Raw genomic sequence first — 26,417 nt, 5'->3', positions numbered from 1 at the left:
TGCCCCGCCCCGGGAACGCGAGCGCCCCCCACGCACCCGCCAGAGCCGACCTACCCTTGCTGCCTTCCGGCCCTGGGGGAGTTCAGTCAGATAGCGCCGCGTGAGGGGCTTCGCCAAGCCTACCCGATGCGACCGGCCGGGAACGAGTTCGCGAGCACTCCTCTCGGTCATGTAATGTTTCCGGCGGAGGATTCGCCTAGAGGCCTAGGGCGCACGCTTGGAAAGCGTGTTGGGGGCAACCCCTCACGAGTTCGAATCTCGTATCCTCCGCCAGCCCAGAGGGCCGGACCGCGAAAGCGGTCCGGCCCTCTGGCGTTCACCCGTCCCGGCTTCCGTCCCGGTCGGCCTCTCCGCTGGTGGCGGGCGGCTCCCGGAGCGCGTCCGCGACCTGCCGGGCGACCTTGCGGAGCATGATCCCCGTCACATGGATGCGGCGGGCCCGCATCCGCGCCGCTCCCCGGGGCTCCCGCCCTGTGATCGAGTCGATCGCGACGTCCGGGACGCCGAGGACCGGCGGCACGGTCGCGGCGGCGCGGCGGGCGTCGCTCCCGCCTTCGGGCCCGTAGGCGGTGTGCGCGGTTCGGCGGCGGGCTGGACGGAGGCCGGGGTGAGCGGTGGGCCGGTGCTCGAGCAGCGAGGGGGCTGTGAATCGGGATGATCGGTTCACCCGGTCGGCCCATCTGCGCTATTTGCGGACAAGCCTGGGCGAATAACGTGAATCCCGCTTCAGGGGATTTTTCTCTCCTTCTGGAGTTGCGCGACTCCCCGGCGTCACGCGATATGGGTGCAAGACCCCGCCCGTGGGTGATTCAAGGAGGAACTATGCGTCGCATGCCTATCGGTGCTCTCCTGGCCGCGGCTCTCCTCGCGGGACCCGCTGCGGTCACCGCGGAAGCGCAGGCGCCGGTGATGCCCCACGCAGCCACCGCCCAGGTCTCTCAGAGCCAAGCGCAGGACGACAACAACGACGATGACGACGGAGGGTGGGGTCTGTGGGGCCTCGCCGGCCTTCTGGGTCTGCTCGGTCTCATCCCCCGTCGGCGGAAGACGCCCGACACGGGAACCCATCGCGGCACGGGGGCCGGCGGCCCGTACTCCCAGTGATCGCCTTCGAGCCGGACGCCCGTCAGGGCCGCCTTCCCGGCTGACATCGGAGTCCGGCGGCAACGGGGGCGAACGGAACCCGTCGACGACGTACCTTCGTGAACCCTCCCCACCGGCGTGGCTCGAGCCGGGCGGCGTCGTCCGTCCCCCGTGACCGGCCCGGCAAGGATGCGGCTCCGGGACGGCGGTACAGCGGGAAGGACGGCAACCACGGCGACCGGCTTCTTCTTCCGGCGGCATCCCCGCAAGGCCGTCACGCGACCGGTACGCCCCTCACCGACCGCCCTTGCACGGAGCCGCGGACCAGAAGGTCGCACGGCTCACGGGGCGGCCCGGTCACCGGCCGGGCCGTCCCGGTTCCCGTCTCGTTCCGCTTCGCACGGGACCGTTCGGGACGGATCCCGGGTGAGGCTCGTCCCACGGTCCGGCCGCCCCCGTGCGCGGGCCGCGCCGCGGTGGGCGGTGTCACCCGCGCCGCCGGGCGTCGATCTCCGCGACGAGGGCCTCGACGCGCCCGCGGATCTCGTCCCGGATCGGGCGGACGGCCTCGACGCCCTTGCCGGCCGGGTCCTCCAGGGCCCAGTCGAGGTACTTCCTGCCGGGGAAGACCGGGCAGGCGTCGCCGCGGCCCATGGTGATGACGTAGTCCGACGCCTGGACGGCCTCGGCGGTCAGGATCTTCGGCTCGGCGTCGGAGATGTCGACGCCGGCCTCCTCCATGGCCCGGACCGCGGCCGGGTTGACCCGGTCGGCGGGGAGGGATCCGGCGGAGCGGACCTCGACGCGGTCGCCCGCGAGGTGGCGCAGGAAACCGGCGGCCATCTGGGAACGGCCCGCGTTGTGGACGCAGACGAAGAGAACCGAGGCGAGCGGGGTGGTGGAGGACATCGGGTTCGGGGCTTCCTTCGCACGTGGGCGGGCGGGGCGAGCGAGGGCCGACAGGGGTGCGGGCGGCGCCGCAGGCCCTCGTGACGGCGGGACCGGCCGGGCCGGTACCGGTTCCGGGCCGCGTGACAGCATCAGCCCATGCTGACATCAGTCGACGCTGACCTGATCCGGGTGCTGGGCGATCCGCTCAGGCTCCGCATCGTGACCCTGCTCGCCCGCGAGACGCTGTGCACCACCCACCTGGTGGAGGAGACCGGAGCCCGGCAGACCACCCCCTCCAACCACCTGCGAGTGCTGCGCGAGGCCGGGGTCGTGGAGACCGAGCCGTGCGGCCGGTACACGTACTACCGGCTGTGCCCCGACGTCATCGAGCGGCTGGCCGGCCGGTTCGCCGCACTGGCCGGGGCCGCCCGCGACACCGCCGGCGTCAGGAGGGCCTGCCCGTGACCCGCACCGAAGCACCCGCGGCCGGCGAGGACTCCTCGGTCGCCGCGCGGCTGTCGACGCTCGACCGGTTCCTCGCCGTCTGGATCCTGATCGCCATGGCCGTGGGCCTCGGGCTCGGGCGCGCGGTCCCCGGTCTGAACGGCGCCCTGGCCAGGGCCGAGGTCGGCGGGATCTCCCTGCCCATCGCCCTCGGCCTGCTGGTCATGATGTGCCCGGTCCTGGCCAAGGTCCGCTACGACGGGCTCGACGCCGTCACCGGCGACCGCAAGCTCATGGTCTCGTCGCTGATCGTCAACTGGATCGTCGGGCCCGCGGTGATGTTCGCGCTGGCCTGGATCTTCCTGCCGGACCTCCCCGAGTACCGCACCGGCCTGGTCGTCGTCGGCCTCGCCCGCTGCATCGCCATGGTCGTCATCTGGAACGACCTCGCCTGCGGCGACCGCGAGGCCGCGGCCGTGCTCGTCGCGCTGAACTCGGTCTTCCAGGTCCTGGCGTTCGGCCTGCTCGGCTGGGTCTACCTCGACCTGCTGCCCGGCCTGCTCGGCCTCGGCGACGGCGAGCACCTGGACATCTCGACGGGGGAGATCGCCCTGAACGTCGTCGTCTTCCTCGGCGTCCCGCTGCTCGCCGGGTTCCTCACCCGCCGCGTCGGCGAGCGGCGGATGGGCCGCGAGGGCTACGAGCGGCGCTTCCTGCCGAGGCTCGGCCCCTGGGCGCTGTACGGCCTGCTCTTCACGATCGTCGTCCTCTTCGCCCTGCAGGGGAGGACGATCACCTCCCGGCCGCTGGACGTGGCCCGGATCGCGGTCCCGCTGCTGGTGTACTTCGCGGTGATGTGGTTCGGCACCTTCGCGCTCGGCAAGGCGATCGGCCTCGCCTACGACCGCACCGCCACCCTCGCCTTCACCGCGGCGGGCAACAACTTCGAGCTCGCGATCGCGGTCGCCGTCGCCACCTTCGGCGTGACCTCAGGCCAGGCGCTGTCGGGTGTGGTCGGGCCGCTGATCGAGGTGCCCGTCCTGATCGCGCTCGTGCACGTCTCCCTGGCCCGGCGACGCCGGTTCGCCCGCGGGCCGGCCTGAGCGCCCCGGCTGCCGGGGCGGCCGTCAGACGACGGCGGGGCTGCGGCGTTCGACCAGGACGACGTCGCGCCAGCGGCCGTGGTGGCGGCCGACGCGCTCGCGGGTGCCGATGACGCGGAAGCCGGCGCGCCGGTGCAGGGCGAGGCTGGCGGTGTTCTCGGGGAAGATCCCGGCCTGGATCGTCCAGATCCCGGCCGCCTCCGTGGCGGCGATCAGCGCCCCGAGCAGGGCGCCGGCCACGCCGCGGCCCCGGGCGGCGGGAGCGACGTAGACGGAGTGCTCGACGACGCCGGCGTAGGCGCGGCGGTCGGAGACCCGGGTGACGGCGACCCAGCCGAGGACCGCGCCGGCCTCGTCCAGCGCCACGAAGCGGTGCGCGGGCAGCTTCGCCGCGTCGAAGGCCGGCCAGGTCGGCGCCGCCGTCTCGAAGGTGGCGTCGCCCTCGTCGATGCCCGCCTGGTAGATCGCCAGGACCTGGCCGGCGTGCTCGGCGGTCATCGGCACGACGGTGGGGCCCGGCGCGGGGAACGGGTGGGACACGGCGGCCTCTCCTGGGGGCTTCGGCGGCGGGTTCCGGATTCCGGTCCCGGTCCGGTCTCCGGTCGTGGTCAGGCCGCGGCCGACGGACCGGTCAGCAGCTTGCCCATCGCGGCCAGCACGGACGGCTCGACGCGGTAGTAGACCCAGGTGCCGCGCCGCTCGGAGGTGAGCAGACCGGCCTCCTTGAGCTTCTTCAGGTGGTGACTCACCGTGGGCTGGGAGACGCCGACGTCGGAGATGTCGCACACGCACGCCTCACCGCCCTCGTGCGAGGCGACCGCGGAGAACAGCCGCAGCCGCACCGGGTCGCCGAGGGCCTTGAACATCCGCGCGGCCGTCTCGGCCTCCTCCGCGGTGAACGGGCGTTCGGTGAGCGGGGGGCAGCACGGCGCCACGGCCTGCGCGTCGGCCGGGTCCAGCAGCGGCAGCGCCTTCGTGTTCGACATGCGCCTATGTTGACACACGTCGAACCAAGGGGGGAGGGGCGGAGCGGTTCAGGCGCTCCGCGGGCCACCGCCTCCCCGGTGGCACTCGGGCCGTTCCGCCGGCCCGGTTCCCCGAGCTGACGCGCCGGCCGTCTGCCGGGCGCGGGGCCGGGGTAACCGCACCCGCATGCGCAACATCCTGGTGGGCACGTGTTCCTGGACCGATCGCGCGCTGGTCGGCAGCGGCTGGTATCCGGCGGGGCGGCGGGACGCCGAGGGGCGGCTGCGGTACTACGCCGAGCGGTTCGGGGTCGTCGAGGTGGACGCGTCGTACTACGCGCTGCCCGGCGCGCGCAACAGCCGGCTGTGGGTCGAGCGGACACCGGCCGGGTTCGTGTTCGACGTGAAGGCGTTCTCGCTGCTCACCGGGCATCCGACGCGGGACGCGGCGATGCCGCGCGGGCTGCGGGCCGATCACCGGGACCCGGCGGTGCTCGACGAGGTGTGGGCGCTGTTCCGCGCGGGGATCGAGCCGCTGCGGGAGGCGGGGCGGCTGGGGAGCGTGCTGTTCCAGTTCCCGCCGTGGCTGCGGCCCGGTCCCCGCGCGGAGGCGTTCCTGGCGGAGTGCGCCGCGCGGACCGCCGGGTGGCCCGTCGCCGTGGAGTTCCGGCATCCCGCCTGGTGGACCGAGGAGCGGTACGAGGAGACGTGCGCGCTGCTCGCGCGGCACGGCATGGCCGCCGTCGCCGTCGACATGGCGCAGACGCTGCCGTCCTCCGTCCCGCCGGTCACCCCCGTCACCGCGCCCCGGCTGTCCGTCGTGCGGTTCCACGGGCGCAGCCCGGCCTGGGGCACCGGCAGCAAGGAGGACCGGTTCCGGCACGAGTACCGCGAGGAGGAACTCGCCGAGTGGGTGCCCCGGGTGCGCGGCCTCGCCGACCGGGCCGAGCAGGTGCACGTGCTGTTCAACAACTGCTGCGCGGACGCCGCCGTACGGGCCGCCGGGACCATGGCCCGGCTGCTCGGCCGGGACGCCGCCGCTCCCCCGGCCGCCCCGCGATCCGCACCGGCCCCGGCACCGTCACCTGGTCCGGCTCCGGCGCCCTGACCGTCGCCTTCGTCGGCCGGCCCCGGCGAGCGGGAGGGTGACGGGGCCGGGGCGGGAGGTCGGCGGGGCCAGGACGGCGGTGCCCTCCGGCCGGCCGGAGGGGCGTGCGGGCCCGGTCCAGGTGCGCCGGAACGGTCCGCCCTCGCGCGGGACCGGCTCCGGCCCGTGGTGCGCGACGAGGTCTTCGGGGCTCACGCCGGGAAGGCCGCCTCCCGGGTGAGGAAGGCGAGCCGGGCCTTCTTCTCCGGCAGGTACACGTCGGGCAGGTCGACCTCCGGCAGGACGACGGCCGGGCCCGCGGTGAAGCCCTGCCGCAGGAGCCGGGCGATCGCCCGCTCGTTGCGCACGTCCGGGTCGGCCACGATCCGCGTCCGGCCCAGCCCGAGCAGGACGTAGGAGGTGACGACGTCCAGCAGCGCCGCCGTCCAGCCCGGGCGCGCCCCGCCCGGTCCGGCGGGCGCGACCAGCAGGTGGACGCCGATGTCGCCGGGTTGGACCGGGTAGCACTCGCCGACCCGGTCGGCCCGCGGCTCGTACGTCTGCAGCAGCGCGGCCGGTTCGCCGTCCCGCACCAGCAGGAAGGCGTGGTGGGTGTCGAGGGTGTCCAGGTGGGCGTAGATCTCGGCGACCTGGTCCCGGGTGAGGCCGTTCATGCCCCAGAAGGCGGCCCGCTCCTCGCTCGTCCAGGCGTGGACCACGCCGGCGTCGGCCCGGGCGTCGAGCGGCAGGACGCGGACGGTGCCGAAGCCGTCGACGGTCTGCTCGTGCACGGATGTGCGGGAGGTGTACGGGTCAGACATCGCTCTCCTCGGTGAGCCGGTCCCAGTCGGTGACGACCGGGACGAGGTCTCCCCCGAGCCACCGGGGGAGCTGGTCGCGGTGGTGGGGCGAGCCGGGGACGCCCGACGCGCCGAACGGCACCACCCACAGGCTGTCCTCCCGGCGGGCCAGGTCCCACACGTACCGGGCGGCCGGGCCGCGCGCGGCCCGGTCGGTGACGCCGGGCACCGCCGAGGTGCACAGCACGCAGTCGTGGTCGCCGGACAGACCCGGCTCGTCCTGCGGGGCGTCCGCGAGGGCCCGCCAGGGGGCGAGGCGGTGGGTGTCGCCCCAGGGCGCGGGCGGCTGCGCCGCGGCCACTTCCTCCAGGGCGGCGCGGGCGGCCCCGGCGCGGTCGACGCCGTACAGCTCCCCGGCGCGCAGCAGGTGTTCCAGGGCGTAGCCGACGCGCGGGACGAGGGCGAGCCAGGGCAGGAACAGCTCCGGGTACGCGGGCGGCGCGGCCAGCGCGGCGAACGCCTCCTGCGCCGCCAGCCGCCGGACGACCGCGCCGCGCACCGCCGCGTAGGCGGCGGCGTCCGCGCTGTCGGCGTCCATGCGGCGGTCCCAGCGCAGCAGGCGGTCGCGCAGGGCGGCGGCCCCGGGGGTCAGCCCGGCCAGGGAGGCCAGCAGGTCCAGCAGGGGCGCGGCGGACGCCAGGTGGGTGTCCATGTGCACGGACGGCTGGTCGGCGGCCGACCAGCGCTCCTTCCGGGCCAGCAGGGCGGCGATGCGGTCGGCGCGGTGCGGCGGGGCGAACTCGACGCCGAGGGGCGTGGCGGGGCCGCGCTGGTTGGCCATCACGGCGACGCCGTCGGTCAGTCCGGCGCGCGGCGTCTCGTGCCAGCCGTGCCACTCGTGGCCGGGCTCCCAGGCGGGCACGAGGCGGACGCGGTTGGCGGCGGCGCGCACCGGCACCCGGCCCGCGACCCGGTGCAGCAGCCCGCCCTCGGTGTCGGCGGCCTGCACCACGTTGACCGGCTCGGCCCACCGGTCCAGGGCGGCGTCCACGTCGGCGACCCGGCGGGCCCGCAGCAGCGGCAGCAGGGCGCCGAAGCCCAGGTCGGCGGTGACGCGCGGCGGGTAGCGCAGGCTGATCGCGACCGCCGGGTCCGGCACCCCGCCGTCCGGGCCCTCGGGGAGCCCCTCGGGACCGCCGATGATCACCGGCCCCCGGTCGGTCTCGATGACCTCGACCTCGACCGGCTCCTCGCCGGCCACCTCGACGAGCTCGGTGTGCCGGGCGGCCCGCCGCCAGGTGCCGTCGGGGCCGAGCGCCTCGACGCCGGCGCCGGTGCGCCGCAGCCGCTCCCGGTACAGGTCCTGGTAGTCGGCCATGGCGTTGGTGATGGCCCAGGCGACCGTGCCGGCGTGGCCGAAGTGGGCGATGCCGGGGGCGCCGGGCACGGCGAGGCCGACGACGTCGAACTCCGGGCAGGACAGGTGGATCTGCTGGTAGACGCCGGGGTCCTCGATGAAGCGGTGCGGGTCGCCCGCGATGATCGCCTGCCCGGTCACCGTCCGCTCCCCGGACAGCAGCCAGCCGTTGCTGCCCGCGGTGCCGGGGCCGTCGGTGGCGAACAGGGCGACGGCGTCCGCGCCGAGGTGCCGTACGACCTGTTCGCGCCAGAGCTTGGCCGGGAAGCCCGCGAAGAGGATGTGGGTGGCGAGCCAGACGCCCAGCGGCGTCCAGGGCTCCCAGCGTCCGGGGGCGAGGCCGGCGCGGGCGAACTCGGGGGCCGTGGCCCCGGCCAGCCCTTCGGTCACGCCGTCGGCGTACGCCCGTACCCAGTCAGCGGTCTCCGGGTCCCGTTCCGCCAGGGCCGCGAAGCAGCGGCGGGCGGTGTCGGCGAGGCGGGCGCGCCGGGCGAACCGGTCCCAGGCCAGGGCTCCGGGGCCGAGGAAGGACGCCGAGGTGCCCTGGGCCCGGTGCCGCTCGACCTCCAGCTGCCAGGCGCGGTCGCGGGCGGTGACGCGGCCCTGGGCGCGGGCGAGCTCGATCGCGCTGCCGGCGCGCAGATGCGGAATGCCCCAGGCATCGCGGTAGATCTCGGTCGCCACCCGTGCCCCTGCTTTCTTTTAGGTTAGGCTCGCCTAAGTTCGACGCGGCTGTGGCGGAATCGTACGCGAAGGGTGAAGAGGTCCGCAGGCGAGGGCGGGACCGGGGCCGGGAGGGCGCGGTCCTCGGACCGCCGCCCGGAGTCCGCGATTCCCGAACGGCCGCCCGGCCTTCACGGTCCCCGAGCCGCCCCACGAGGAGGCGCGGCCGCGGACCGGGGGGAGGACGGCGGCCCGGGCCCCGCCGTCCGCGCCCGCACCGGGCGGAGCCGGCGGCGGCCTTCGGCGGGGCGGACGTCAGCCTCCCGGCCCGCTCCCGGTGGCGGACGCGCCGCGCGCGGTCCAAGCATGGACCATGACCGAGCCACCGACCGGCTCCCCCTGGAACCCGGAGTACGACGACCGCCGCGTCCACGCCCGGCACGCGTCGGCCGCCTCCGCCCCGGGCGGTCATGAACCGGAGCCGCCCCTCGCGGGTCCGCTGCGCCTGCTGTCCCGCTCCGCCTGGCGGACCGTCCTGCTCACCGGTGCCGCGTCCCTGGTGCTGGGCGTGCTGGTGCTGGTCCGGCCGGGGGCGTCCCTGCTCGCCGCCGGGGTGCTGTTCGGGCTCTACCTCCTCGTGAGCGGCGTCCTGCAGCTCGCCTCCGCCTTCGGCACCCATCGGACGGCCGCACTGCGCGTCCTCGCGTTCGTCAGCGGCGCCCTGTCGATCCTGCTGGGCCTGCTCTGCTTCCGCGGCCCCCTGCGGTCGGTCCTGCTGCTCGCGCTGTGGCTCGGGATCGGCTGGCTGTTCCGCGGCATCACGCAGATCCTGGCCGCGGCCCACGACCCCGTGGCGCCCGCGCGGGGCTGGCAGCTCCTCCTCGGGGTGCTCACCGCCGCCGCCGGGGCCGTCCTGATCGCCTCGCCGCTGGAGTCGGTCGCCGTCCTCACGGTGGTCGGCGGCTGCTGGCTGGTCGCCGTCGGCGCCGTCGAGACCGTCACGGCGCTCCGTGTCCGCGCCCGCGCCCGGCACGCCCCGCACACGCCGTGAACACCCCCTGCCCCATATCCCCCGCCCGCCGCCGGGGCGTCCGGCCGGGGCGTGCCGCGGGCGGCCCCCGCCCTCCCCCAGAAGGACGAGGCGCTTCCCGGCGCCCCGGAGGCGGTGGCCGGCCGCACGCTCCCGCCGCCGCCCGCCGCACGGCCGCGTCCCCGGTTCGCCCGGCGCGGAATGTCTTTTTCGGTGCCGCACTGCGTCGCCATGGCTGCGCCCGGAACGTCTCGGCCGGTAGGCTTTCCGTGTGATCTTCAAGCGCATCGGAAACGGCCGGCCGTACCCCGACCACGGCCGGGACAGCACCCGGCAGTGGGCGGACGTCGCGCCGCGCCCGGTCCGCCTCGATCAGCTCGTGACCACCAAGCAGCAGCTCGACCTGGAGACCCTCCTCGCCGAGGACTCGACCTTCTACGGCGACCTCTTCGCGCACGTCGTGAAGTGGCAGGGCGACCTGTACCTGGAGGACGGCCTGCACCGCGCGGTCCGCGCGGCGCTGCAGCAGCGCCAGGTGCTGCACGCGCGGGTCCTCGAACTCGACTGACGGGGCCGCGGGTCCGAGTTGGACCTTTCGGGTTGGACCGGACGACGTCTGATGATCATCCGGTAGGCATCATCGCCCGGGCGCACTACGCTGCGCTCATGAGCATGCTGACTCCCCCCGGCATGGGCGGCCAGTACCGGATCACGGGGGACAAGTACCCGCGCATGCGTCCTCCCCGGCGGCGCGGCAGGCTCGCCGTCCTCGCCGCCGCCTGCGTCACCGCCCTCGGACTGCTCGGCTGGGGCACGCTCCAGCTCGTCGACGTCTTCACCGGCGGCGGCGAGAAGACGGCGGCGGTCGGCGCCGAGGCGGGCTGCGCGGTCGCGGCGAGCCCCTCGCCCACCGCCCGGGCCCTGCCCGACCCCGGCCGGATCACCGTCAACGTGCTCAACGCCACCACCCGCAGCGGACTGGCGAAGCAGACCGCCGAGGAACTGAAGAAGCGCGGCTTCCGGATCGGCGACGTGGGCAACGCGCCCGAGGAGTACGACAAGAAGGTCAAGGGCAGCGGCGTGCTGCTCGGCCCCGCCGCGTCCCTGGACAGCGCGCTGCCGGTGCTCGCCGCCCAGCTCCCCGCCGCCGAGCGCCGCACCGACGCGGCCCGCGAGGGCACCGCCGTCGACCTGATCATCGGCGACGGCTTCACGGCGCTGGCGAAGCAGGCGGACGCCGAGCGGGCCCTGGCCGAACTGGCCGAGCCGCAGCCGGCGCCCACCGTGCGGAAGAGCTGCTGAACTCTCCCCGCGCAGGGCCTACTCGGCCGCCCCGTACATCCGGTCCCCCGCGTCGCCGAGGCCCGGCACGATGTAGCCCTGCTCGTCGAGGCGCTCGTCGACCGAGGCCGTCACGACCGTCACCGGGGCGCCGGCCAGTTCGCGTTCCATCACCGCGACGCCCTCGGGGGCGGCGAGCAGCACCACGGCGGTCACGTCGTCGGCGCCGCGCCCGATCAGCTCCCGGATCGACGCGACCAGCGTGCCGCCGGTGGCGAGCATCGGGTCCAGGACGTACACCTGACGGCCGGAGAGGTCCTCCGGCATCCGGGTGGCGTACGTGGAGGCCTGCAGCGTCTCCTCGTTGCGGATCATGCCGAGGAAGCCCACCTCGGCGGTCGGCAGCAGCCGGACCATGCCGTCCAGCATGCCCAGCCCGGCCCGCAGGATCGGCACGACCAGCGGGCGCGGGTGGGAGAGCTTGACGCCCGTGGTCCTGGCGACCGGCGTCTGGATGTCGACCTGCTCGGTGCGCACGTCGCGCGTGGCCTCGTAGGCGAGCAGGGTGACCAGCTCGTCGGCGAGACGGCGGAAGGTCGCGGAGTCGGTGCGCTGGTCGCGCAGCGTGGTGAGCTTGTGGGCGACCAGGGGATGGTCGACGACGTGGAGACGCATGGCCACAACAGTAACCGGGCCCGTGCGCCCGGCGTTCCCGCGCCGGTGCACGCCCCGGACCACGGCTTCACCCGTTCACTGGCGTCAACCCCTCCGTCCGGGGGAAGGTGGGAGGGACGGACTGGGGTGGTGTGACTGTGTCTGAGCGGGAAGCCCATGACGAGCCGTCCCCGGGCGAGCAGCCCGAGACGGAGGCCGAGCGCCGTCGGCGCCGGGCCCGGTTCCTGCGTGAGCTGGCCGAGGCCCGCGCGCTGCGCGCCCGGGTCCAGCCGCGCCGCGCCAAGGCCGCCCGGCTGCGGCACGCGATGCGTATGCGAACGTTCCGCTGGTAGAGCGGTGGTGGGGGAAGATCGCGGGCCGCGGGCGCGTTGCGTGGGCGGGTGTGCGCGGGTGCGGCGGAAATCCGCGTACGATCCGCAGGTGGCGGCAACGAGTGCGCTGGTGGGTCCGTCACGGACGTACGCAGCGACGTGCGATCAGAACTGCCGGACACAGGGAGCCGAAGACGTCCCCTGAACGCCTTGTTTCTGCCACGATTCCGAGTGGGTGGGACTTGTGAGGAGCACTCCCCGCCCGCAACCTCCGCCGGGGGGAATCCCAACCGGCACGCCTATGACAGTGGGAGAGTCACGGTGTACTTCGCCGCACTGCTCGCGCGCACCGAAGACGGGTGGGAAGCGAGCGACACAGAGCTCGACGATGTGGAGACCCTGTCGGATCTGGCCGACCTGGCCCGGGAAGCCTCTCCCGACGAGGACACGGTGCTCGTGCTGATCGAGCAGGAGGGCGCCTGGTTCGGCGTCGTCCGCGTGGACGGCGAGGAGGACCCTCGTATCTACGTCTCGGACGCCGCCGCCGCCGCCCGCAGCAGCTACGGCGAGATCCTGCTCACCGACGAACTGCTCGGCAGGGAGCCCGGGAACGACGCCTCCGACCTGGACGCCCTCGACCTCGACGGCACGGAGGACGGTGAGACCGACGACGCCGACGGCGGTGACGACGCCGGCTCCGCCGACGCGTCCGTGCCGCACGGCCCGGTCGGGGACGCCGCGATCCTCGACGATCTCGGCGTCGGCGAGAAGGAGTTGCTGTCGCTGTCGGAGGACGCGCTCACCGAGATCGCCGAGGCCCTCGGCGCCTCGGAGACCCTGGAGACCGTCCGCTGACCGGACCACAGGAACCGACCGGACCACAGGAACCGACCGGACCGACGGGCCCGGCGGGTCCGCCGCCGGACCCGGTGCGCGACCGCTGGCGGCCCGCGATGCGGCTCGCCCTGGACGAGGCCGACCGGGCCGTCCGGGGCGGGGACGTCCCCGTCGGCGCCGTCGTGCTGGCCGCGGACGGCACCACCGTCCTCGCGGCCGGGCACAACGAGCGCGAGGCCACCGGTGACCCGACGGCCCACGCGGAGGTCCTCGCGATCCGGCGGGCCGCCGCGCGGCTCGGGCGGTGGCGGCTCGCCGACTGCACCCTCGTCGTCACCCTGGAGCCGTGCACGATGTGCGCGGGCGCCCTCGTCCAGTCCCGCGTGGACCGGGTCGTCTACGGCGCCCGGGACGAGAAGGCGGGCGCGGCCGGCTCCCTCTGGGACGTCGTACGGGACCGGCGGCTCAACCACCGGCCCGAGGTGATCGAGGGCGTGCTCGCCGAGGAGTGCGCCCGGCGCCTCACCGACTTCTTCCGCGGCCGCTGACCGCGGCGGCCGCCTATCGATTTCAGAGCACGCCCCACCGTGCGGTAAGGTCTCCCTCGGTAGCGTGTCCGAGCGGCCGAAGGAGCTCGCCTCGAAAGCGAGTGTGGCGCAAGTCACCGAGGGTTCAAATCCCTCCGCTACCGCCGATGGGCGAAGGGCCCGGTCCGACGGACCGGGCCCTTCGTCCGTCTCCCGGCCCGATCCGCGCCCGGCCGCGCAACCCCGCGGTCCAGCCGGACGGAGAGCGGCAGTGAGCCCCGCGCCGGCCGGTCCGCCTCCCCCGGCTCCCGGACGAGTCGCCGGCCCGCCGCGCGACGTCCCGACGGCCGGCGCCGGCCAGGCGCTGCCACCGGGCGGCCCCGGCCGTCGCGGACCGGACCGCCGGTTCCCGCGGCCGGCGGTCCCGCGCCTCCGCGTCGCCGGGCGAGCCCCTTCCCGCCCGGCCGGGCCCGAGGAGTCCCCGCAAGCGCGCGTGGCGCACGTCGCCGGAGATTCGCGTCCCCCGCCGCCGCTGCCGGAGGAATCCGTCGTCAGACGGGGTCCTTCGTGCAATCATGAGCGACCGTTGGGACAGCTGCGACAGGGGAGGCCGCGATGGCGGTGAACGCGAAGAAGGCCGCCGTCTACGTTCTCGTGGTCTTCGTGCTGTACGTGATCATCACGGACCCGGCCAAGGCGGCGGATTACGTCCAGATAGGGTTCGAGGGCATATCCGACGCCGCCAAGGCCCTCGGCGACTTCGCCACCTGGGTCGCCAACGGAGGAGAGTGATGATCCGCCATCTGGTCCTCTTCAAGCTCGACGAGGGCGTCGAGCGCGACGATCCCCGCGTCGTGAAGGGCGTCGAGGCCTTCCGCGCCCTCGACGGCGAGATCCCCGAGATCCGCCACTGGGAGCTCGGCTGGAACCTCAGCGACCGCCCCATCGCCTACGACTTCGCCATCAACTCCGCCTTCGACGACCCGGCCGCGCTGCGCCGCTACGTCGAGCACCCGGCGCACCAGGCGGGCGTCGCCCTGTGGCGGGAGTTCGCCACCTGGGTGATCGCCGACTACGAATTCTGATCCCCGGCGCTCCGAAAGCCCTCTGCCGACCGGCAGGGGGCTTCTCTGTATGCTGCGCACTTCACGCCCGTATTGTTCACAACACGGTGTTATGCGGTGCTTGCACATGATGCGTATGTCTTGTGATGCTATGACCGGTTTTTAACGGATGGATCGACGGATGAGTTGACGGATGAAGAGGTGGCGTTGACCGTGTCGGCCAGTTCTGCGCCGCCCCAGGACGAGGTGCCCACCCCGGCCGCCGGCAAGCGCCGCGGCGCCGACACCCGGGCCCTCACCCAGGTGCTCTTCGCCCAGCTCAAGGAGCTCCGGCCGGGCACCCCGGAGCACCACCGCGTGCGCGGGGCGCTCATCGAGGCGAACCTGCCGCTGGTGCGCTACGCCGCCGCCCGCTTCCGCTCCCGCAACGAGCCGATGGAGGACGTGGTCCAGGTCGGCACCATCGGCCTGATCAACGCCATCGACCGCTTCGACCCGGACCGGGGCGTGCAGTTCCCCACCTTCGCGATGCCGACCGTGGTCGGCGAGATCAAGCGGTACTTCCGCGACAACGTCCGCACCGTCCACGTACCGCGCCGGCTGCACGAGCTGTGGGTGCAGGTCAACAGCGCGACCGAGGACCTGACCACCACCCTCGGGCGCTCCCCGTCGACCGCCGAGATCGCCGAGCGGCTGCGCATCTCCGAGGAGGAGGTGCTGTCCTGCATCGAGGCCGGGCGGTCGTACCACGCCACCTCGCTGGAGGCCGCCCAGGAGGGCGACGGCCTGCCGGGGCTGCTCGACCGGCTCGGCTACGAGGACCCGGCGCTCGACGGCGTCGAGCACCGCGACCTCGTCCGCCACCTCCTGGTCCAGCTTCCCGAGCGGGAACAGCGCATCCTGCTGCTGCGCTACTACAGCAATCTCACGCAGTCGCAGATCAGCGCGGAGCTCGGCGTCTCCCAGATGCACGTCTCGCGGCTACTGGCGCGTAGCTTCCAGCGGCTGCGCTCGGCGAACCGGATCGACGCGTAACCGCAAGCAGGAGCGAACGCTCACCGGTACGAGCGAACCGCCCATGGGGCCATTCCGGTGATTTCACGCCGAAAGGTCGTCAGAACCCCTTTTTTCAGGGGCGATTCACGTCTCGCATGTCGACATGTCACTACAGCGCGTTGCCGACATGTGACATTCTGCGGGAAGCGCGTTTGCCGGAGCCCCGGCTCCGGTATGCAGGTGAAGGCTGCGTTCCCGAGGTGGGAGTGTGAGCCGCGACCGTCCCGCGACCCAAAGGGGGTGGCATGTCCGCAGATCAGGGCAGCTCGAAGGTGCTCACGCTCGTGGAGAGCGACACCGCGCCCGATGCGCTCGACACGCTCGACGACGTCACGGGTGACGTCGCGGGCCTGGAGGCCGCGCCCGCCCCGGCCCTCCCGGACGCGCAGGCCCCGGTCCTGCCGGACGCGGAGGACATCGACACCCGCACCCTGTCCCGCTCCCTGTTCCTGCGGCTCGCCGCCCTCGACGAGGACAGCCCGGAGCGCGCCTACGTCCGGGACACCCTGATCGAGCTCAACCTGCCGCTGGTGCGCTACGCCGCCGCCCGCTTCCGCTCCCGCAACGAGCCGATGGAGGACATCGTCCAGGTCGGCACCATCGGCCTGATCAAGGCGATCGACCGCTTCGACTGCGAACGGGGCGTGGAGTTCCCGACCTTCGCGATGCCGACCGTGGTCGGCGAGATCAAGCGGTTCTTCCGCGACACCTCCTGGTCGGTGCGCGTGCCGCGCCGGCTGCAGGAGCTGCGCCTGGCGCTGACCAAGGCCAGCGACGAGCTCTCCCAGAAGCTCGACCGCTCCCCGACGGTCACCGAACTCGCCTCGGTGCTGGGCGTGTCCGAGGAGGACGTCGTCGACGGCCTCGCGGTCGGCAACGCCTACACCGCCTCCTCGCTGGACTCCCCGGCCCCGGAGGACGACGGCGGCGAGGGCTCGCTGGCGGACCGGCTCGGCTACGAGGACACGGCGCTGGAGGGCGTGGAGTACCGGGAGTCGCTCAAGCCCCTGCTCGCCAAACTGCCGCCCCGCGAGCGGCGGATCATCATGCTGCGCTTCTTCGCCAACATGACCCAGTCGCAGATCGGCGAGGAGGTCGGCATCTCCCAGATGCACGTCTCCCGGCTGCTGACCCGGACGCTGGCCCAGCTGCGGGAGGGCCTGATCTCGGACTGAGCCGCCCGCGGGCCCGCGGGCCCGGCACCGGCTCACGGCCGCCGAAGCGCCTCACGGTCGCGTCGGCGGCCGTCGTCCTGTCCACGGGTTTCCCGGCCGTCGTCCTGTCCACGGCCGGTTTCCGGCCGTCGCCTTGCCCACGGCCGGTTCCGGCCGTCGCCCTGTCCACGGCCGTTCCGTGACCGTCCGCGGGCGCGGACGGCGGGCCGGCCGTGCGGCCGGCCTACTTGAGCGCCAGCCAGGCCACCGCCGCGATGATCACCACGGCGGCGACGACGCCCACGATCAGGCCGACGCGCGGCCCTGCCGGGGCGGGGGCCTGCCGGGACTGAGGGGCGCCCTCGTCGACGAACGCGCGGAACATCTGGGTGCTGCCAGCGGGGTCGTAGTTGCCCTGGGGGCCCTGGGTGTTAGCCATGCCCCGAGACCCTAGCGAATCCGGGGGTGCGGCCCAAGTGCGGGTCCGGGCGCCGTCCCGACCGTCCCCACCTGCACATTTACTGTCGCAATACTTGCCTTTGCCAAGGTTTTGTCCGCCCACCCCCGATTTTATTTGCCTGTAGCAACCAACCGGACCTATGGTTGCCCTAAGCAACAAACGGGAGGTGCGATGGCCGAGCGGGCGCAATACGAGGAACTGCTCCGTCAGTTCAGCGCCTTCGGCGCCGTGAAGCGGGAGCTGGGCCGCATCCTGCCGTCCGACTGCCCCAGCGGTTCCGCCGCCGTCCTGACGCTGCTCGGCCGCCACGGCGACATGCGCATGAGCAAGCTCGCGGAGCTGCTCGCCGTGGACATGTCGGTCACCAGCCGCCATGTCGCCCACGTCGCGGACCGGGGCTGGATCGAGCGCTCCCCCGACCCCGCCGACAAGCGCTCGCGCATCCTGCGCCTGACGCCCGCCGGCCGGGCCCAGCTCGACGAGCTGTCCCTGCGGACCACCCAGCTGCTCGCCCAGCGCCTGAGCGACTGGAGCGACGAGGAGGTGGCCCAGCTCACCGGGCTCATGGCGCGGCTGCGCGCCAGCTTCGGCGACTGCCGGTCCGCGCCGGGCCGGGCCGCCGCACCGTCCGTACCCGATCAGTCCACCCGTACACCCGCGATCACCACGTAAGCAAAGGAAGTCCATGGCAACGACCACACCAGCCGGTGTGCGGGCTCATGCCAAGCACGGGGGAGGTCCCTCCGACGGCGCTCCGATGACCCACCGGCAGATCATGGAGGCGCTGTCCGGGCTGCTGCTCGGCATGTTCGCCGCCATCCTGTCCTCGACCATCGTCACCAACGCCCTGCCCGAGATCGTGGGCGACCTCGGTGGCGGCCAGAGCGCCTACACCTGGGTCGTCACCGCCTCGCTGCTGGCGATGACGGCCTCCACTCCCCTGTGGGGCAAGCTCGCCGACCTGGTCAGCAAGAAGGCGCTGGTCCAGATAGGCCTGATCATCTACGTCGTCGGCTCCGTCGTGGCCGGTCTGGCGCAGAACCCGGGGATGCTGATCACCGCGCGCGCCATCCAGGGGCTGGGCGCCGGCGGCCTGTCCGCCCTGGCGCAGATCATCATGGCCGCGATGATCTCCCCGCGCGAGCGCGGCCGCTACTCCGGCTACCTGGGCGCGACCTTCGCCGTCGCGACCGTCGGCGGCCCGCTCCTCGGCGGTGTCATCACCGACACCAGCTGGCTCGGCTGGCGCTGGTGCCTCTACGTCGGCGTGCCGTTCGCGCTGATCGCCCTGGTCGTGCTGCAGAAGACGCTGCACCTGCCGCTGGACAAGCGCAAGGTCAAGGTCGACTGGGCCGGCGCCTTCTTCGTCACCGCGGCCGTCTGCCTGCTGCTGATCTGGGTCACCTTCGCCGACGACAAGTACGACTGGCTGTCCTGGCAGACGTACGTCATGGTCGGCGGCGCGATCGTCCTCACGCTGATCTTCGTCCTCGTCGAGGCGAAGGCCGCCGAGCCGATCATCCCGCTGCGCCTGTTCAAGAACCGCACCATCACGCTGGCCTCGGTCGCCTCGCTGTTCGTCGGCATCGCGATGTTCGCGGGCACGGTCTACTTCAGCCAGTACTTCCAGCTGGCCCGGGACAAGTCCCCGACCATGTCGGGCGTCATGACCATCCCGATGATCGGCGGCCTGTTCGTGTCGTCCACGGTCTCCGGCCAGATCATCACCAAGACCGGCAAGTGGAAGGGCTGGCTGCTGGCCGGCGGCGTGCTGCTCACCGCGGGCCTCGGCCTGCTGGGCACCATGCGGTACGACACCCCGTACTGGCACATCGCCCTCTACATGGCGCTGATGGGCCTCGGCGTCGGCATGATGATGCAGAACCTGGTGCTGTGCACGCAGAACCAGGTGGCCCCGAGCGACCTGGGCGCCGCGTCCTCCGTGGTCACCTTCTTCCGGTCCCTCGGCGGCGCGGTGGGCGTCTCGGTGCTCGGCTCGGTGATGTCGACCCGGATCAGCCACTACGCCGAGGACACCATCGGCTCGCTGAGCCCGCAGCAGCAGGCGGCGGCCGCCAAGGCCATGGGCAGCGGCCAGATCCCGGACATGGACCTGCTGCCCGCCCCGATCCGCACCTGGCTGGAGAGCGCCTACGGGCACGGCATCGGCGACATCTTCCTGTACGTCGCGCCGATCGCGTTCCTCGCCTTCCTGGTGACGCTGTTCATCAAGGAGGTCCCGCTGCGCACCTCGGGCGCCCTGGCGCAGGCCGCCGAGGCCGCCGCCCCGAGCACCGCCCCGGCCGGCGCGGTCACCGGCTCCGGCGCCCGGGCCGCCGCGCGGCGGCCGGCCGCCGCCGCGGCCGTCCGCTCCGGGGAACCCGCCTCCGGCGGCGGCATCCCGGTCCGCGGCCACGTCCGCGGCGCCGAGAGCGCGCCGGTGCCGCAGGCCGCCGTCACGCTGATCTCGCTGGCGGGACGGCAGCTGGGCCGGTCGGTCGCGCAGGCCGACGGCTCCTACGCGGTGGCCGCGCCGGGCGAGGGCAGCTACGTCCTGATCGCCTCCGCCGACGGCTACCAGCCGCAGGCGTCCACGATCGTCGTCGACGGCGAGCCGGTGGCGTACGACATCCTGCTCAGCGGCACCAGCGGCCTGAGCGGTGTGGTGCGGGCCGCGCAGACCGGGCTGCCGGTCAAGGACGCGATGGTCATCGTGACCGACGTGCGCGGCGATCTGCTGGCCACCCAGGTCACCGGTGAGCAGGGCGAGTTCTCGCTCGCCGAGCTGGTGCCGGGGGCGGTGACCGTCGCGGTGAACGCCGCCGGGTACCGGCCGCGCGCCCTGCCCGTCGAGGTGGGCGGCACCGGGGTCACCCGGATCGAGGTCGACCTCGACGCCGGCGCCCGCGTCCAGGGCGTGGTCCGGGCGCCGCACGGCCCGCTCTCCGACGCCCGCGTGACGCTGGTCGACGCGGCGGGCAACGTGGTCGGCACGGCCACCACCGGTGCGGACGGGGCGTACGCCTTCACCGACCTGGACAGCGGCGAGTACACCGTCATCGCGACGGGCTACCCGCCGGTGGCGACGGCCCTGACGGTCTCCGGTCCGGGCGTCGACGGCCACGACATCGAGCTCGCCCACCCCGGCGAGTAGTTCCGGCCCCGGCCCGTGGCGGGCGAGCGCGCCGAGCGTTTCGGGCGCGCCCCGCCACGGGCCGGACTCATATGACCATTTTCTGCTGGTTTCAGAGGTTTCCAGCGTTTTCCACGACTTCAGGGAGAGAACGGGATGGGACTGACCGCGAGGATCCGCACCCGGGACGGATGGGCCGTGTCGCACGCGGTCGTCACGGTGACCGACATGACCGGCGCGCAGGTGCTGCGCGCGGAGGCGGACGCCGAGGGCGCCGTACGGGACGCGACGCCGCTGGCGCCGGGGGCGTACACCGTCGTCGTCACGGCCGTCGGCTACGCGCCCGCCGCGGCCAGCGCGATCGTCACCGCGAGCGGACGGGCCGAGGTCGGCACGGTGACGCTGGCCCGGCAGGGCGGCACCGAGCTGCCGCCGCCGGGGGTGTGGACCATCGACCCGGCGCACTCCAGCGTGGCCGCGGTCGCCCAGCACCTGGGCATCTCCAGCGTGCACGGCCGGTTCACGGACTTCGCCGGCACCATCGAGATCGCCCCGGACGACGTCGCCAAGTCCCGCGTGGAGGCGGTGATCCGGGCCGCGTCCATCGACACCGGCAACGGGATGCGGGACACGCACCTGAGGTCCCCGGACTTCCTGGACGTCGAGCGGTGTCCCGAGATCGTCTACCGTTCCACCGGCCTGACCGAGGCCGGCTCCGACCGCTTCACCGTGCACGGCGAGCTGACCCTGCACGGCGTGGTCCGGCCGGTCGACCTGGACCTGGTCTACCTGGGCACGGGCGCGGACCCGTGGGGCGGCACCCGGGCGGCGTTCCGCGCGACGACGGAGCTCAGGCGCGAGGACTTCGCGATGCACTACAACCAGGTGGTCCAGGCCGGCATCGCCGCCATCGGCACGACGCTGAGGGTGGAGCTGGACGTCCAGGCGGTGCAGGGCGAGTCACTGCCGCCCGCGTGAGGCGCCGCCCACCTCGGCCACCAGGTCGCTGCACAGGTCCCGCAGCCTGACGTTGGTGTCCTGGGAGACCCGGCGCAGGCGCCGCAGCGCGTCCCGGGCGTCGATCCGCTCCCGGGCCATGAGGATGCCGATCGCCTGGTCGATGACGCTGCGGGAGAGCAGGGCGACGCGCACGTCGGCGGCCGACCGCCGCTGCCGCTCGAACCGCAGGGCCGTGTCCACCGCGTCCGCGGCCCGCTCCGCGAACGTGCGGGCCGCCCGGCGGTGCCGGCCCAGCGCGCCGGGCTCTCGGCCGTAGAAGTTGAGCGCGGCGCCCGTCCCGCCCCCGACGGCGAGCGGCAGCGCCAGCACGCACCGCACACCGGTGGACAGCGCGTACGCCGTGTACGCCGGCCAGCGGGTCTCCGCGGCCAGGTCGGGGGCGTACTGCTCGCACCCCGTGTCGGCCGCGGCGACGCAGGGACCCGAGCCGTTCTCGTACTGGCGCTGGTCCAGGCCGGCGGGCAGGCCCGCGCTGCCCGCCAGGGTCAGCAGCCGGTCGTCGCGGCGCACCGTGACGCTGCACGCGTCCGCGCCGGGCACCTCCTGCACCGCGCGGTCGGTCAGGTCCCGCAGCAGGGTGTCGAGGCCGCTGCCGCGCGCGATCGCCGCCTCCAGGGTTTCGGGCGTCTCGGGTCTCATGACCGTACGGGTATCCCGCGCGCGTCCGTCAACGCCCCGCCCCGCCCGTGGTGTCGTTGGCGTCGACGATGCGGCGGGCGAGGTCGCGCAGCTTGACGTTCTCCCGCTGCGAGGCCTTCACCAGGCTCTCGAAGGCGCCGGCGGCGTCGATGTTCAGGCGTTCCATGAGGATGCCGGTGGCCTGTCCGATCAGGTCCCGGGTGCGCATCGCCTCGGTGAGCTGCTCGCGCACGGTCACCGACTCCAGGGCGATGCTGACGTGCGCGGTGAACAGCCGGCCGATCCGCGTCGCGGCCTCGTCGAAGGCGCGCGGCCTGCGGGCGTAGGCGGTGAGCACGGTGAGGCGGCGGCGGTCGGCGCGCAGCCGCAGCGACAGCGCCGAGCGCAGGCCGAGGGCGTACAGGGCGTCCGCACCGCCGTCGGCCGCGCTGTCCTCTATCCGCACCACCGGCGTGGTCCACAGCTTCTCCCAGTGCGGGGGCGACTCGCGGCCGGCGTGCCGGGCGTCGGCGGAGCGCACGACCTCGTCGGTCCAGGCGAGCGTGCGCGGTCCGCTGTCCCGGTCGATCACCGAGATGCCGACGTGCTCGGCGCCGGGCATGATGCGCACCGCCAGGTGGGCCGCGGTGCGCAGGGTGCTGTTCGGGGTGCCCGTCTCGTGCAGTTGCCGAGCCGCCTCCGTCAGGGCCTCGGCCAGCTCGAAACCGGCGGGCGAACGCGGCAAATCAGAAAACTCGAACGCAGGCACCACGAACCTCTTCGGCATGCACGGCCATGGGCCGTGCGCAGGAGAGCTCCGCAGCACATTCCTGACTGCGAGCATAGGACGAAGAGCAACTCTATCCGCTCGGTTGCGCGCGGGTGACACCCGCCCGGCGGTCCACCCGGGCGCCTTTCGCGATCGGCCGTCGGCATGGTGGAATGAGCGAACGGGTCAGGAAGCGGCCTAGCCGGAATCCGGACGAACGTCTGCCAGGTGAGTGCCGTGACCTTCCTCCCGAATCCGTGCGTGCCGCGCGACCTGCCCGGCTGCACCCTTCTCGCTCTGCCCCCCGAGATCGACGTCTGCAACGCGGGGGAGCTGCTGTCCCTCATCATGGCCGCGGCCGACGCCCGCGCCGACCAGCTGCGGGTGCTGGTGCTGGACCTGACCGCGACCCGCTTCATGGACTCCCAGGGCGTCCGTCTCATCAACGACGTACGCCACCGGCTGCGCTCCCGGGCCCGGGTACGGGTGGTGGCGGCCCCGGACGGGGTGCCGAGCCACGTCCTGGAGGTGACCGGCGTCCGCCGCGACGTCCCCGTGTACGGCAGCCTCGCGGAGGCGCTCCGGGCCTGACCACCGGTCACGGCGCCCTGGTTCTCCCGGCGGATCTCCCGGATCCGCGCGGCGGAGGGAGCGGCGTTCGGCGTGCGGCGTACGGGTCGTCCGGCGGAGCCGTCCCCGCACACCGAGCGCGCGTGCCGCGGCGTCGCGGGAACCCGCCGGCGGGGTCCTAGGCTGATCCCATGGCACCGAACATCGCGACCAACACCCGCGTCTCCCTGGACGAGCTGCTGGACTTCGTACGCCCCCGGCACCGCGCGATCCTGCTCACCCGGCGGGCCGACGGCGGCCCGCAGGGCTCGCCGCTGACCTGCGGAGTCGACGACGCGGGCCGGATAGTGATCTCCACGTACCCGGACCGCGCCAAGACCCGCAACGCCAAGCGTGACGCGCGGGTCAGCGTGATCGTGCTCAGCGACGACTGGAACGGCCCCTGGGTGCAGATCGACGGCACGGCGGAGGTCATCGACGCGCCCGACTCCGTGGAGCCGCTCGTGGAGTACTACCGGAACATCGCCGGGGAGCACCCCGACTGGGACGAGTACCGCCGGGCGATGGTCAAGCAGGGCAAGTCGATCATCCGGATCACTCCGGAGCGGTGGGGGCCGGTGGCCACGGGCGGCTTCCCGGCGCGGCTGGTGGAGGAGCAGGCCGGAGGCTGAGCCCCGCCCGGCCGCGGGTGGGGGCCGCGTCGCGCCGCCGGGGCCGGTTCCGGCGGTGCGCCGCGGCCCGGTTCAGCCGCGGGACCGGCCCGGCCGGGCGTGACACGGCCCGGCTCAGCCGCGGGCGACCATCGCCTCGATCCCGGCGATCAGCAGCTCCAGCGCGAACTCGAAGTCCCGCTCCATCATCTCCGCCACCGTGTCGCCGCCGCGGGCCTCCATGATCTTCGCCGACTCCCGGACGACCTCGGCGGCCTCCGGGGACCGCGTCACCGCGCTCATGGCCTGCCGGAAGTACTCGTCCGGGGTCATGCCGGTGTCCGCGACGCGGGCGAAGTAGTGGCCCTCGATCGTGCCGTAGCCGTACACGAACTGGAAGACGGCCGAGATCGCGCCGGTCACGTCCCGCACGGGCAGCCCCGTTCTGCGGATGACCTGCTGGACGACCCGGGAGAACGACAGGCTGTTGGGGCCGATGTTGAGGAAGCGCCCGGCCAGCGGCGACAGCCAGGGGTGGCGCACCAGCAGGGCCCGGTACTCCCGGGCCAGGGCGCGCAGCTGGTCGCGCCAGTCCTCGTCGGCGTCCGGGTCGGGCAGCCGCAGCTCGCCGAAGGCGGCGTCGAGGGCGAGTTCGAGGAGGTCGTCCTTGGTGTCGACGTACCAGTAGACGGACATCGCGGTGACGTCGAGCTCCGCGGCCAGCCGGCGCATGGAGAACCTGGCGAGGCCCTCGGCGTCCAGCAGCCGCACGGTGACCGCGGTGATCCGCTCCCGGTCCAGCCCCGACGGCTGTCCCCCGCCGCGTCCCCGGCGCTCCTTGCCGTCCAGCCAGACACTGGTCCGGGGCGGACGCTCGGCCCGCCCGGCTGCCTCCGCCATGGCACTCCTCACCTGTTCGCTGCCGGTCATGCTAGGTGTCCCCCTCGGGGTGCGGGGACGGCGTGACCAGCCACGACGAGCCCGCAGCCGCACGACTACCCCTCACCCGGGTTCTCAGGGCCCCGGAACGGATCTGCGTGGCGTCGCGCCGCCCGGCACGCGCGCTCGCCGCCCGGCGCGGAACGCCGCTCCTCCTCCGCGGAGGTCCGTCCGGGGACCCCTCCGAAGGGCCTCAGCCGTCCGCCCGCTCCGCGCGCCGCAGCAGCGCCGCCGCGAGCAGCCCGCCCAGCAGTACGGCCAGCGCCCCCACCAGCTGGCTGGTCTGCAGACCGGAGGAGAACGCGTCCACGATCCGGCCCTTCGCCGCCTCGCCGTCCGCCGCCGCCAGCGCCGCCGGCAACGACGTCGCCGCCACCGGGATCAGCGCCGCGAACCGGGAGGTGAGCACCGCCCCCAGCACGGCCACCCCCAGCCCGTTGCCGAACTCCGCCAGCGTGCCGTTGATCCCGGCCCCGACCCCCGCCTTCTCCCGGGGGATCGCGCTCATGATCGCGTGTGCCATGGCCGGGTTGGCGATCGCGCAGCCCACGCCGATGAGCACCAGTCCCAGCAGGGTCCCGGCGTAGCCGCCGGAGACCAGCGTCGCGATGGACACCAGGCCGAGTGACATCAGCACCATGCCCAGCGCGATGGAGGCCGGCGTCCCGAGCTTCGCCGTCCACCTCGCCGACAGCCCGGAGAAGTTCAGCGCCACGACCGCCAGGGCCAGCGGAGCGGTCCGCAGGCCGGCCTCCAGGGCGTCGTAGCCGAGGACGAACTGCAGGTGCTGGGTCAGCAGGAACAGCGCGCCGCCCATGCCGAAGGTGATCAGCACGGCCCCGGCGACCGCGCCCGTGAACCGGCGGTTTCGGAAGAAGTGCAGATCGAGCATCGGGTACGGGAACCGGGTCTCCCAGTACGCGAAGGCGCCCAGGACGACCACGGCGAAGGCCGCCGTCAGCGGCGCCCGGCCCGACGTCCAGCCGTGCTCGGGGCCGGAGATGATCGCGTATACCAGCGAGGCCATGCCGATGGTGGAGAGCAGCGCGCCGAGGAGGTCGGGGCGGTCGCCCCGCGGGTTCCTGGACTCGGGGACCAGGGCCACCACCGCCGCCAGGCCGAGCGCGGCGACCGGCAGGTTGATCAGGAAGATCGCACCCCACTGGAAGTGGTTCAGCACGAAGCCGCCGACCAGCGGGCCGACGGCGAAGCCGAGCGCGTTGACCGCGCTCCAGATCCCGATCGCCCTGGGATGCTCCTCGGGCGTGAAGATCTGCATCGCCACGGCGAGGGTGGTGGTCAGCAGCAGCGCGGCGCCCACGCCCATGCCGGCCCGCGCCGCGATCAGCCGGCCCGCGGAGTCGGCGAGTCCGGCCACCAGTGACCCCGCGCCGAACAGTGCCAGCCCCGCGATCAGCATCTTCTTGCGGCCGTAGCGGTCGGCGGCGCTGCCCGCGGTGAGCAGCAGACCGGACTGCACCAGCGAGTAGGCGTTGATCATCCACTGGATGTCGGAGGTCGCCGCGTCCATCTCCCGGGTGAGCGAGGGGACGGCGACGTTCAGCACCGTGTTGTCGAGCAGCACGGTGAGCTGTGCCAGGCAGATGACGCCGAGGATCAGCCAGCGCTGGGGGTGCCCCTGGGCCTGCTCCTCGGGCTGAGGCCGGTCCTGGGCCCGTTCCTGGGGGGACGTCGTCATGCTGTACACCGTATAACCGCCCTCGTACGGTGTACAGCAGACGCGGGGGCGGACGCGACGGCGGCCGGGCAGGGGGAGCCGGCCGGAGGCGCTCAGGCCGTGGTGGGGGGCGGGCCCCAGGCCCCGGGGGCCGGGCGGCCCGTGCCCTTCCGGGACCGGGCCGGGTCCGCC

General features: G+C 73.8%; 31 protein-coding genes, 2 tRNA genes and 1 other RNA gene. 21 read left to right on the top strand and 13 right to left on the bottom strand.

Annotated elements, in window-relative coordinates; all coding sequences use genetic code 11:
- Positions 1–14: 14 nt before the first annotated feature.
- An RNA gene (gene ffs, locus ACIBAI_RS23955) (signal recognition particle sRNA small type) lies at positions 15–113 on the bottom strand.
- A gap of 72 nt (positions 114–185) precedes the next feature.
- Between ffs and ACIBAI_RS23950 the strand changes: the two genes are divergently transcribed.
- Positions 186–273, top strand: a tRNA-Ser gene (locus tag ACIBAI_RS23950).
- A 43-nt stretch (positions 274–316) separates the two neighbouring features.
- Here ACIBAI_RS23950 and ACIBAI_RS23945 read toward each other — a convergent pair.
- A complete protein-coding gene (locus tag ACIBAI_RS23945; RefSeq protein ID WP_399037238.1) occupies positions 317–445 on the bottom strand; it encodes a hypothetical protein in 129 nt (42 codons plus the stop codon).
- Positions 446–654: 209 nt separating this feature from the next.
- On the opposite strand from ACIBAI_RS23945, the gene ACIBAI_RS23940 reads away from it, so the two are divergent.
- Positions 655–1,104, top strand: a complete 450-nt coding sequence (locus ACIBAI_RS23940; RefSeq protein ID WP_399037237.1) for a WGxxGxxG family protein — start codon at positions 655–657, stop codon at positions 1,102–1,104.
- Positions 1,105–1,569: 465 nt separating this feature from the next.
- Here the strand turns inward: ACIBAI_RS23940 and ACIBAI_RS23935 are convergent, their stop codons facing one another.
- Positions 1,570–1,992: an arsenate reductase ArsC gene (locus tag ACIBAI_RS23935; protein ID WP_399037235.1), complete on the bottom strand. Its 423-nt coding sequence runs from the start codon at positions 1,990–1,992 to the stop codon at positions 1,570–1,572.
- Positions 1,993–2,130: 138 nt separating this feature from the next.
- On the opposite strand from ACIBAI_RS23935, the gene ACIBAI_RS23930 reads away from it, so the two are divergent.
- Together ACIBAI_RS23930 and arsB are read left to right on the top strand one after the other, a co-directional pair.
- Positions 2,131–2,439, top strand: a complete 309-nt coding sequence (locus ACIBAI_RS23930) for an ArsR/SmtB family transcription factor (protein ID WP_399037234.1) — start codon at positions 2,131–2,133, stop codon at positions 2,437–2,439.
- Positions 2,436–3,521 (top strand): ACR3 family arsenite efflux transporter, encoded by a 1,086-nt coding sequence (arsB, locus tag ACIBAI_RS23925; RefSeq protein ID WP_399037233.1) that lies wholly within the window; start codon positions 2,436–2,438, stop codon positions 3,519–3,521. Before ACIBAI_RS23930 ends, arsB begins: the two co-directional genes overlap by 4 nt.
- 24 nt (positions 3,522–3,545) lie before the next feature.
- Here arsB and ACIBAI_RS23920 read toward each other — a convergent pair whose 3' ends face one another.
- Both ACIBAI_RS23920 and ACIBAI_RS23915 read right to left on the bottom strand, forming a co-directional pair.
- On the bottom strand, positions 3,546–4,019 hold the full coding sequence (locus tag ACIBAI_RS23920; RefSeq protein ID WP_399037316.1) for a GNAT family N-acetyltransferase: 474 nt from the start codon (positions 4,017–4,019) through the stop codon (positions 3,546–3,548).
- A 110-nt stretch (positions 4,020–4,129) separates the two neighbouring features.
- Positions 4,130–4,507, bottom strand: coding sequence for an ArsR/SmtB family transcription factor (locus ACIBAI_RS23915; protein WP_399037231.1), 378 nt, complete (start codon positions 4,505–4,507; stop codon positions 4,130–4,132).
- A gap of 166 nt (positions 4,508–4,673) precedes the next feature.
- Between ACIBAI_RS23915 and ACIBAI_RS23910 the strand changes: the two genes are divergently transcribed.
- Positions 4,674–5,594, top strand: coding sequence for a DUF72 domain-containing protein (locus ACIBAI_RS23910; RefSeq protein WP_399037229.1), 921 nt, complete (start codon positions 4,674–4,676; stop codon positions 5,592–5,594).
- A gap of 191 nt (positions 5,595–5,785) precedes the next feature.
- On the opposite strand, the gene ACIBAI_RS23905 is transcribed toward ACIBAI_RS23910, so the two are convergent.
- Positions 5,786–6,394, bottom strand: coding sequence for a GNAT family N-acetyltransferase (locus tag ACIBAI_RS23905; protein ID WP_399037227.1), 609 nt, complete (start codon positions 6,392–6,394; stop codon positions 5,786–5,788).
- On the bottom strand, positions 6,387–8,474 hold the full coding sequence (locus ACIBAI_RS23900; RefSeq protein ID WP_399037226.1) for a penicillin acylase family protein: 2,088 nt from the start codon (positions 8,472–8,474) through the stop codon (positions 6,387–6,389). The genes ACIBAI_RS23905 and ACIBAI_RS23900 overlap by 8 nt, the downstream gene beginning before the upstream one ends.
- A gap of 352 nt (positions 8,475–8,826) precedes the next feature.
- Here ACIBAI_RS23900 and ACIBAI_RS23895 point away from each other — a divergent pair, with 352 nt between their 5' ends.
- From ACIBAI_RS23895 to ACIBAI_RS23885, 3 genes are all read left to right on the top strand, one after another.
- Positions 8,827–9,504 (top strand): HdeD family acid-resistance protein, encoded by a 678-nt coding sequence (locus ACIBAI_RS23895; protein ID WP_399037224.1) that lies wholly within the window; start codon positions 8,827–8,829, stop codon positions 9,502–9,504.
- Between the two features lie 250 nt (positions 9,505–9,754).
- Positions 9,755–10,051 (top strand): type II toxin-antitoxin system VapB family antitoxin, encoded by a 297-nt coding sequence (locus tag ACIBAI_RS23890; protein ID WP_003991361.1) that lies wholly within the window; start codon positions 9,755–9,757, stop codon positions 10,049–10,051.
- Between the two features lie 122 nt (positions 10,052–10,173).
- Positions 10,174–10,785 carry a LytR C-terminal domain-containing protein gene (locus ACIBAI_RS23885; protein ID WP_399037314.1) on the top strand — a complete coding sequence of 204 codons (612 nt, stop codon included), beginning with the start codon at positions 10,174–10,176 and terminating at the stop codon, positions 10,783–10,785.
- An 18-nt stretch (positions 10,786–10,803) separates the two neighbouring features.
- Here the strand turns inward: ACIBAI_RS23885 and upp are convergent, their stop codons facing one another.
- Positions 10,804–11,439, bottom strand: a complete 636-nt coding sequence (gene upp / locus ACIBAI_RS23880; protein WP_399037222.1) for a uracil phosphoribosyltransferase — start codon at positions 11,437–11,439, stop codon at positions 10,804–10,806.
- A 137-nt stretch (positions 11,440–11,576) separates the two neighbouring features.
- Between upp and ACIBAI_RS23875 the strand changes: the two genes are divergently transcribed.
- The 8 genes from ACIBAI_RS23875 to ACIBAI_RS23840 all read left to right on the top strand — a co-directional run bounded on the left by ACIBAI_RS23875 (position 11,577) and on the right by ACIBAI_RS23840 (position 16,409).
- Positions 11,577–11,771, top strand: a complete 195-nt coding sequence (locus tag ACIBAI_RS23875) for a hypothetical protein (RefSeq protein WP_399037220.1) — start codon at positions 11,577–11,579, stop codon at positions 11,769–11,771.
- Between the two features lie 300 nt (positions 11,772–12,071).
- On the top strand, positions 12,072–12,605 hold the full coding sequence (locus ACIBAI_RS23870; RefSeq protein ID WP_399037218.1) for a hypothetical protein: 534 nt from the start codon (positions 12,072–12,074) through the stop codon (positions 12,603–12,605).
- Between the two features lie 98 nt (positions 12,606–12,703).
- On the top strand, positions 12,704–13,135 hold the full coding sequence (tadA, locus tag ACIBAI_RS23865) for a tRNA adenosine(34) deaminase TadA (protein WP_344607874.1): 432 nt from the start codon (positions 12,704–12,706) through the stop codon (positions 13,133–13,135).
- Positions 13,136–13,193: 58 nt separating this feature from the next.
- Positions 13,194–13,278 (top strand) — tRNA-Ser (locus ACIBAI_RS23860).
- Between the two features lie 451 nt (positions 13,279–13,729).
- A complete protein-coding gene (locus ACIBAI_RS23855) occupies positions 13,730–13,906 on the top strand; it encodes a hypothetical protein (protein ID WP_344607830.1) in 177 nt (58 codons plus the stop codon).
- Complete coding sequence (locus ACIBAI_RS23850; protein WP_344607832.1) at positions 13,906–14,199, top strand: Dabb family protein; 294 nt, start codon at positions 13,906–13,908, stop codon at positions 14,197–14,199. The genes ACIBAI_RS23855 and ACIBAI_RS23850 overlap by 1 nt, the downstream gene beginning before the upstream one ends.
- A 186-nt stretch (positions 14,200–14,385) precedes the next feature.
- Positions 14,386–15,213, top strand: coding sequence for an RNA polymerase sigma factor SigF (locus ACIBAI_RS23845; protein ID WP_399037311.1), 828 nt, complete (start codon positions 14,386–14,388; stop codon positions 15,211–15,213).
- 266 nt (positions 15,214–15,479) lie between these two features.
- Positions 15,480–16,409, top strand: coding sequence for an RNA polymerase sigma factor SigF (locus ACIBAI_RS23840; protein ID WP_399037216.1), 930 nt, complete (start codon positions 15,480–15,482; stop codon positions 16,407–16,409).
- A 223-nt stretch (positions 16,410–16,632) separates the two neighbouring features.
- Here the strand turns inward: ACIBAI_RS23840 and ACIBAI_RS23835 are convergent, their stop codons facing one another.
- The gene (locus tag ACIBAI_RS23835; RefSeq protein ID WP_344607836.1) at positions 16,633–16,827 is read right to left on the bottom strand and encodes a hypothetical protein; all 195 of its coding nucleotides are present in this window, start codon (positions 16,825–16,827) and stop codon (positions 16,633–16,635) included.
- Between the two features lie 192 nt (positions 16,828–17,019).
- Here ACIBAI_RS23835 and ACIBAI_RS23830 point away from each other — a divergent pair, with 192 nt between their 5' ends.
- The 3 genes from ACIBAI_RS23830 to ACIBAI_RS23820 all read left to right on the top strand — a co-directional run bounded on the left by ACIBAI_RS23830 (position 17,020) and on the right by ACIBAI_RS23820 (position 20,959).
- Positions 17,020–17,520, top strand: coding sequence for a MarR family winged helix-turn-helix transcriptional regulator (locus ACIBAI_RS23830; RefSeq protein ID WP_399037215.1), 501 nt, complete (start codon positions 17,020–17,022; stop codon positions 17,518–17,520).
- Positions 17,521–17,533: 13 nt separating this feature from the next.
- A complete protein-coding gene (locus ACIBAI_RS23825) occupies positions 17,534–20,002 on the top strand; it encodes an MFS transporter (RefSeq protein ID WP_399037213.1) in 2,469 nt (822 codons plus the stop codon).
- A gap of 135 nt (positions 20,003–20,137) precedes the next feature.
- Entirely contained in the window at positions 20,138–20,959 is an 822-nt protein-coding gene (locus ACIBAI_RS23820; RefSeq protein ID WP_399037211.1) for a YceI family protein, read from the top strand.
- Here ACIBAI_RS23820 and ACIBAI_RS23815 read toward each other — a convergent pair.
- Both ACIBAI_RS23815 and ACIBAI_RS23810 read right to left on the bottom strand, forming a co-directional pair.
- Positions 20,942–21,640, bottom strand: coding sequence for a GAF and ANTAR domain-containing protein (locus ACIBAI_RS23815; protein WP_399037209.1), 699 nt, complete (start codon positions 21,638–21,640; stop codon positions 20,942–20,944). The two genes, ACIBAI_RS23820 and ACIBAI_RS23815, sit on opposite strands and share 18 nt — an antisense overlap.
- A gap of 28 nt (positions 21,641–21,668) precedes the next feature.
- The gene (locus ACIBAI_RS23810) at positions 21,669–22,406 is read right to left on the bottom strand and encodes an ANTAR domain-containing protein (RefSeq protein WP_399037207.1); all 738 of its coding nucleotides are present in this window, start codon (positions 22,404–22,406) and stop codon (positions 21,669–21,671) included.
- Positions 22,407–22,625: 219 nt separating this feature from the next.
- Here ACIBAI_RS23810 and ACIBAI_RS23805 point away from each other — a divergent pair, with 219 nt between their 5' ends.
- Together ACIBAI_RS23805 and ACIBAI_RS23800 are read left to right on the top strand one after the other, a co-directional pair.
- Positions 22,626–22,979 (top strand): STAS domain-containing protein, encoded by a 354-nt coding sequence (locus ACIBAI_RS23805; protein ID WP_344607848.1) that lies wholly within the window; start codon positions 22,626–22,628, stop codon positions 22,977–22,979.
- 170 nt (positions 22,980–23,149) lie between these two features.
- Complete coding sequence (locus ACIBAI_RS23800) at positions 23,150–23,629, top strand: PPOX class F420-dependent oxidoreductase (RefSeq protein WP_399037205.1); 480 nt, start codon at positions 23,150–23,152, stop codon at positions 23,627–23,629.
- A gap of 114 nt (positions 23,630–23,743) precedes the next feature.
- Here ACIBAI_RS23800 and ACIBAI_RS23795 read toward each other — a convergent pair whose 3' ends face one another.
- Positions 23,744–24,508: a TetR/AcrR family transcriptional regulator gene (locus ACIBAI_RS23795; protein WP_399037203.1), complete on the bottom strand. Its 765-nt coding sequence runs from the start codon at positions 24,506–24,508 to the stop codon at positions 23,744–23,746.
- 232 nt (positions 24,509–24,740) lie between these two features.
- Positions 24,741–26,246: an MFS transporter gene (locus ACIBAI_RS23790; protein WP_399037201.1), complete on the bottom strand. Its 1,506-nt coding sequence runs from the start codon at positions 26,244–26,246 to the stop codon at positions 24,741–24,743.
- Positions 26,247–26,417 lie beyond the last annotated feature (171 nt).

The organism is Streptomyces sp. NPDC051041 (assembly GCF_044456065.1).
GTDB classification, from domain to species: Bacteria; Actinomycetota; Actinomycetes; order Streptomycetales; family Streptomycetaceae; genus Streptomyces; species Streptomyces glaucus.
Note: the sequence above shows the minus strand (reverse complement) of the source record. Positions and strands in the feature narration are given on the sequence as shown.